Origin of the sequence: Methanobrevibacter sp., from assembly GCF_036307625.1 — an archaeon.
GTDB lineage: Archaea > Methanobacteriota > Methanobacteria > Methanobacteriales > Methanobacteriaceae > Methanocatella.
Window position 1 is genome coordinate 1 of record NZ_JAXJXF010000021.1, and the last position, 6,043, is coordinate 6,043.

Consider the following 6,043-nt stretch of genomic DNA (forward strand, 5'->3'; position numbering starts at 1 on the left):
ATTTACTAGTACTTTGTTTCAATTATCCGTGGTAATTATTATTTTTCTAGTTTTAACCATTTTAGGCAAAGTAATATATCATACATTAAAAAAAAAGTATGGAAACTCTATGAATATCAATAAATTATTGCCTGAAGATGAAGTTCATACTTTAATACAGATTTTTTATTTAATTTTGATGGCATTATGTGTTGTAAATATTTTCTATTCTCTTGTGGGGTCACAAAGTGATGTGTATTATTTTGCAATATTTGACATTGCACTTTCACTATATTTCGCAATCACATTAGATATGAGTACTTGGAAAAATAGGGTTATCTGGTTGTTATTGATTCCATATGGATCTTTAGTTTATCCATTATTTGGCCTTAGTTTAGTAATTTTTGCAGATTTTCTTCATGCTTTCATCTTTATATACTTCGCAAAACTCAATCTTGATAAATTTATAGAATATACTAACTCAAACGCTTTGGGATTAACTATAATATTGTTATTTACAGTAATTTTCGCAGGATTTTTCATAACACAATATGCCGAAGGTGCTAATGCCTTAGATTCCCTTGTAATTGTTTCCAATCAATTTACAGGCAATGGTTATTCTGCTTTTGGCAATACTATTTCTGGTAAACTCAACAGTTTATTGCTGGTTTGGGGAGGATATATTCTTTCCGGAGTAGGTGCCGCAACATTAACAGCTGCACTTTTAATTAGACATTTCAAAAAGGAATTTGAAGAGTTAAAAAAAATGATTGAAGAAGGAGAGGAAATATAATGGGTCTTGAATGGATATTTATTTCTATTTTCCAAATATTGGTTGCAATAGGAATTTTCACTGCTTTAGCATATATTACCAAATACCTTGTTAATAATGGCAGATTAATTGCCCGTTTTAAAAAGTCAAGGCTTTCAAATCCCCAGGAATATTTTCCTTCCGAAGAAGTATTCTTATTAAAGCAAGTTTTTTATTTGATAGTGATATTGGTCATTATCATGATTTGCTTATATCTGACCTTTGATTGGAACGAAGGTTTTTATTTTATATATCTTTTGGACATTGTTGTTTCCCTATATCTTGCTCTTAAAATGGACAAAGATTCCCTAAAAGATAAAGTGTTATTATTCCTATTAATTCCATTCGGATCGATAACAGGAATATTGTTTGGAGATAGCATTGTTGTTATATTGGATTTGACCCATATTATTGGATATCTGTATTTCATTAAAGTTTACTTCCGTAAATTTGTTGATTATACTGAAAATAACGAATTGGGAATAACCATAATATTGTTATTTACAATAATACTGGTTGGTTTTTTATTTACCATCCTTGCTGAAAATGTTTCTCCTATGGACTCCCTAACTATGGTTTCCAATGCATTCACAAGTAACAGCTTTGATGCTTCAGGAAAAAACATAATTGGTAAACTTAATTCGTTGATATTGGCATGGAGTGGTTTCATTTTATCTGGTGTCGGTACGGCCACTTTGGCTGTTTCAATAGTAAATCAATATGTTGATCGCCAATTTTCTGAAATGAAAGATTTAGTTAAAAAGAAAAAAGAAAATGAGTAATATTCAAATATCCAACACAGATTATATGCTATTGGAATCCATCTTCACACCAAGAAGTCATATCTGCTACGGCAGAGGATTTTCTGTTAATTCTGTTTTTTAGTATGTTTTTATAAAAAATATGAAAAATAATTAAGTTAACCTAATGACTACTAAAAAAAGTTATGGTTTAAAAAACACTATTAAAATAATTATAAAAACCATTGATTAAAGAAATAGCTAATTAATAATCTATGAGAATTAATAATCATGAAAATAAAATAAATGACGAAGCACAGTTAACTCCCAACAAATCCACATATGAAAATTAAAAATTAAAAGGAAGTAGATATAATTATCTTTTTCATACCGTCAGGTATTGTTTTAAATTATATTGAAAAAAAATTAATCAAACCTATACGTTCATTTTCAAAAATAGACGGTTTCATCCATGAAGGAGAAAAAATTAAAACTGAAGGATTGCTTGATGTGTATTCTCCATATATTAGTGAAGAAACCGAAATCGGAAAATTAGCACGCAGTTATACCAATCTCATCAACTATAATAACCATTATATTGAAAATATGAATAAAATTGAAAGTGAACGGGAGAGAATAAAAACAGAACTTGATATTTCCAAGAGAATCCAACAATCAAATCTGCCAACCAAACCCCTAAAAAACGAATATTATCAAATATATGGGTTTTCAGAACCTGCAAAAGAAGTTGGTGGAGACTTTTATGATTACTTTGAAATAGATGATGAAAATATAGCTATTGTAATTGGTGATGCCTCAGGAAAAGGTGTGCCTGCAGCATTACTCGCAACAACTACCCAAACAATAATCAAAGACCAATTGTATAATAATAAAAAAGACCCATGTAAGGTATTATACTTTGCTAATAATCATTTATGTCGAAATAACAGTGAAACAATGTTTATAACATTATGGTTGGGAATTTATAATAAAAAGACTAATATCCTAAATTTTTCCAATGCAGGACATAATCCTCCAATACTTGAGGAAAACAATAATTTTAAATTATTGAATATTGATAGCGGTGTTGCATTAGGCATTTTGGAAGACTATAATTTTATAACTGAGGAAATAGAGCTTCCAAGCAAAATAATTGCATATACTGATGGAATTACCGATGCAATAAATAAAAATGAAACAATGTAGGGCGAAGAAAGATTAATTAACTGTTTAAATAATAATTCTAACGAAGATATAATCAATAGCATATTAAAGGATGTTAATAATTTTGTCGAAGATAACGAACAATTTGATGACATGACAATATTAATATTGAAAAACAATAAAGACGGTTAATTTACATAAAAAGATTACTTATTGGAGATAATAATTAAAAAGGATTTTATATCAATACTATACAAAATATAAGCACCCATCTAAAAACAGGCAAAACAACCATAAAAAAATAATTATTATAAAAACTGTTTTTATAAAAATAAGAATGAATAATAATTGAGTAACCCATTTAATAACCAATAGTAAGTTATTATGTGCTGAAAGAAATATTAAAGTTTAATAAATATTATAACTGCCATAAATCATTTAAAAATCTTGTTGCCCGCACACTATACAAAATATAATGTACTTTTAGCTCTTACAGTATCTTTATATCAGTATTTGATAAATCTCCAATAACAGTTTCATTACATGATTTCATTATAACCCCATCCTCACAGTCATTTTGCATAATAAGAAGAACACGCAGCCCTGCAGAGGACACATATTCTAGTTTAGAACAGTCAATAAACACACTGTTGAGAGTATTATCTTTCTTAATCTTCTCATAATTAGCAAGAAGCTCAGGTGCACTCAATGTATCAAGATTTCCTGACAAAACCAAATTAAGCCGGCCCCCATCAATTGATGCATCCGCATTAAATGACTCTGCCCCGACATCAGAAATGTCAACATTAACTGATTCATCAACTGTAATCTTCCAGATACATACTCTCTTAAAACCTTCCCTAATCTGAGCTACAATCTTAGGATTTGCCTTTTCTAAACTTTTAAACTCAGGCACATGGTCAGCATACGGAAGCCTCTCCAATTTAAATCCCTTGGATTTAATATAATTCATTGCATTCTTCATATTTTCCTGAACATCACCTCGGACGCTAATGGTTATTGTATTTTCTATAGCATTTACATCAGATTTGTCATCTATTCTATACTTAGACTGCCACATAATCTCACGTGTTCTCTCCCCATAGAAGGATTTTACTATCAAAAGGTAGAGAAGAGACATCTCAGGGTCAAGAGTAATCCAATATCCACCATGCTCTGCAAGAATCTTTTTAATATTGTCACACAGGACATCCATCTCGGAATCTGTAAGATACATCAGGAGTCCTTCTGTTGTTATACATACCTCCCCCTCAATCTTATCAAATGCAGACTTAAGCGATTGATAATTAGTTGCATCTACACCCTCGAAACTAACAAGTTTTTTCTGTTCTTCATCTAGAATTGACATAATAGCAGGTTCAACTTCATTAATGGTTGCGGGAAGATCCATTCCAACAAATTTCTTGCCACTTTTTGCAAATTCAATGGCTCTAGGTGTGAAACCACATGGCAAGTCAACTTCAGTAAAACCTGATTCTTTAGCTATTTTTCCATTAGTAAAATATCTTACTTCCATAACCACACTGTTAATGAAAAGGTCATCTTCATCGGCCTTAACTGTTTTACTATCCTGTGTATCTTCCCGAGTAAGATTCAACTTTTGAGCTACATCCTTGGCATCATCATGACCTGCAGCAGCCAATTGAAAAAGAGTCATTCTGGCAGTGTTAAATATGGGATTTGTTCTTTCCAATAATTCTTGGTCAATTTCTATTCCTTCAAAATTAATCATATTATTCATAATATCCCTATTATACACATATTCCACTAAATATCGATTTAAAACAAAAAATGAATTTAATACCTATATTATCCATTTTTATTTAATCTAATTTTATTTTAGTAGTTAGTATATTAAAAAGGTAATCTATTTTTGATGAAATTGAACAACCTCACCTTGTAGAAGGTGAGGATTCCTAGATTTTGTTTTTTGCTCAATGGGTTAATTGAGTCTTTTCTAGGCAATCTTAGCGGAACCCTCGGTTCAATCATTATATGATTGCCATATAATAGTTTAATTACAATAATATTTAAATTTAAAGAGAGATTATTTGAAAAGTACTCTCAATTCCATTTATGCAATTCATCCACGACCCTGAAGAGGTCGGTATTCTTGCATCATTAGATAAAACAGTTATTGATTTTTTACTCTTAAAATTAAATAATAATTTTAATTATAAAGAATCTTTTCTAGATATTCTTTAATTTCTGGGACATCTTCATGCATAACTTCCCAAATGATGTCATCGATTATATTTTCATAATTGTGAGCTGTGACATTTCTCAAACCGATTAATTGGCCCCATTCAATTCCATCATATTCCTCAAGGAAGTCATCTGAAAATCTATTGGCAAATTCACCCATTTGAATGATAACCAATGCACAAGCATCTTTATATAAACTGTCAGACATGTAAATCTCTTTATCATCATCAAATCGATTTAAATAATCATCAATACGGTTACAATAGTCAATTATGGTTTCAGCACATCTTTTATCTTTCTCGTTCATATAAAAGAACCTCCTCTTTGCTTATTGCTTCGAGAAACTTTTTATTTGAACTGCCTTTACTGACTACATCAACATGGCAATCAAATTCATCTTCCAAATCCTGGACTAAAGAAACATATTGCAGACCTTTCAAATCACCTTTATCCATTACAAAATCCAAATCACTATTTTCATTGGCTTCATTTCGAGCATAAGATCCAAAAAGACTGAAAGTATTAATACCATACTTAATAACAATCGGAATAACCCTTTTTCTAATATCATCAATAGTAAAAACCATGAAAAATCACCATAATGTAATGAATTCTTATTTTATCATATAATTCTCATTAATAATAAACATTTTCAAAGTGCGACTTTATGAAAAAACACAAGCAATGTTAATGAAATGTTTTCACAGGATATACAAAAAATACTATACAAAATATAAGCACCCGCCTAAAAACAGCCAAAACAGCCTTAAAAAATAATTATTTAAAAAACTGTTTTTATGAAAATAAGAAAGAATAATAATTGATTAAGCTATTTAATAACCTATACTAAGTTATCATGTGCTGAAAGAAATTTTAAAGTTTAATAGATATTATAAAAATCATAAATCATTTAAAAGGATTTTGCCCGTATACTATACAAAATATAATGTACTTTAGCTCTTACATTATAATGTTTAATATCAGCCCATATAAATATTATCAAAATATTTTGGTGTTTTTAAAGTGGAAATAATAATGCTTTTTTGAACTATGTGTAAAAAAGGAAGCTATAAAACACATATTAAAGCTAATTGTCATTTAAATTGTCAGTTTATCCAATTAG

6 protein-coding genes are annotated in these 6,043 nt (G+C 29.5%); 3 read left to right on the forward strand and 3 right to left on the reverse strand.

All coding sequences use genetic code 11. The features are described from left to right. Positions 1 to 109: 109 nt before the first annotated feature. From UIB65_RS00855 to UIB65_RS00865, 3 genes are all read left to right on the forward strand, one after another. Positions 110 to 772, forward strand: a complete 663-nt coding sequence (locus UIB65_RS00855) for a hypothetical protein (protein ID WP_330039266.1) — start codon at positions 110 to 112, stop codon at positions 770 to 772. After that, positions 772 to 1,572 (forward strand): hypothetical protein, encoded by an 801-nt coding sequence (locus UIB65_RS00860; RefSeq protein ID WP_330039267.1) that lies wholly within the window; start codon positions 772 to 774, stop codon positions 1,570 to 1,572. The genes UIB65_RS00855 and UIB65_RS00860 overlap by 1 nt, the downstream gene beginning before the upstream one ends. Positions 1,573 to 2,040: 468 nt before the next feature. Further along, on the forward strand, positions 2,041 to 2,736 hold the full coding sequence (locus UIB65_RS00865; protein ID WP_330039268.1) for a PP2C family protein-serine/threonine phosphatase: 696 nt from the start codon (positions 2,041 to 2,043) through the stop codon (positions 2,734 to 2,736). Positions 2,737 to 3,184: 448 nt separating this feature from the next. On the opposite strand, the gene UIB65_RS00870 is transcribed toward UIB65_RS00865, so the two are convergent. From UIB65_RS00870 to UIB65_RS00880, 3 genes are all read right to left on the reverse strand, one after another. Further along, the gene (locus tag UIB65_RS00870) at positions 3,185 to 4,456 is read right to left on the reverse strand and encodes an STAS domain-containing protein (RefSeq protein WP_330039269.1); all 1,272 of its coding nucleotides are present in this window, start codon (positions 4,454 to 4,456) and stop codon (positions 3,185 to 3,187) included. Positions 4,457 to 4,885: 429 nt separating this feature from the next. Next, positions 4,886 to 5,227 (reverse strand): HepT-like ribonuclease domain-containing protein, encoded by a 342-nt coding sequence (locus tag UIB65_RS00875; protein WP_330039270.1) that lies wholly within the window; start codon positions 5,225 to 5,227, stop codon positions 4,886 to 4,888. After that, positions 5,211 to 5,507: a nucleotidyltransferase domain-containing protein gene (locus UIB65_RS00880; RefSeq protein ID WP_330039271.1), complete on the reverse strand. Its 297-nt coding sequence runs from the start codon at positions 5,505 to 5,507 to the stop codon at positions 5,211 to 5,213. Before UIB65_RS00880 ends, UIB65_RS00875 begins: the two co-directional genes overlap by 17 nt. Positions 5,508 to 6,043 lie beyond the last annotated feature (536 nt).

Coding starts and splice junctions, on each gene's coding strand:
- UIB65_RS00855 (WP_330039266.1), top strand. CDS start 110: ATGAATATCAATAAATTATTGCCTGAAGATGAAGTTCATACTTTAATA.
- UIB65_RS00860 (WP_330039267.1), top strand. CDS start 772: ATGGGTCTTGAATGGATATTTATTTCTATTTTCCAAATATTGGTTGCA.
- UIB65_RS00870 (WP_330039269.1), bottom strand. CDS start 4,456: ATGAATAATATGATTAATTTTGAAGGAATAGAAATTGACCAAGAATTA.
- UIB65_RS00875 (WP_330039270.1), bottom strand. CDS start 5,227: ATGAACGAGAAAGATAAAAGATGTGCTGAAACCATAATTGACTATTGT.
- UIB65_RS00880 (WP_330039271.1), bottom strand. CDS start 5,507: ATGGTTTTTACTATTGATGATATTAGAAAAAGGGTTATTCCGATTGTT.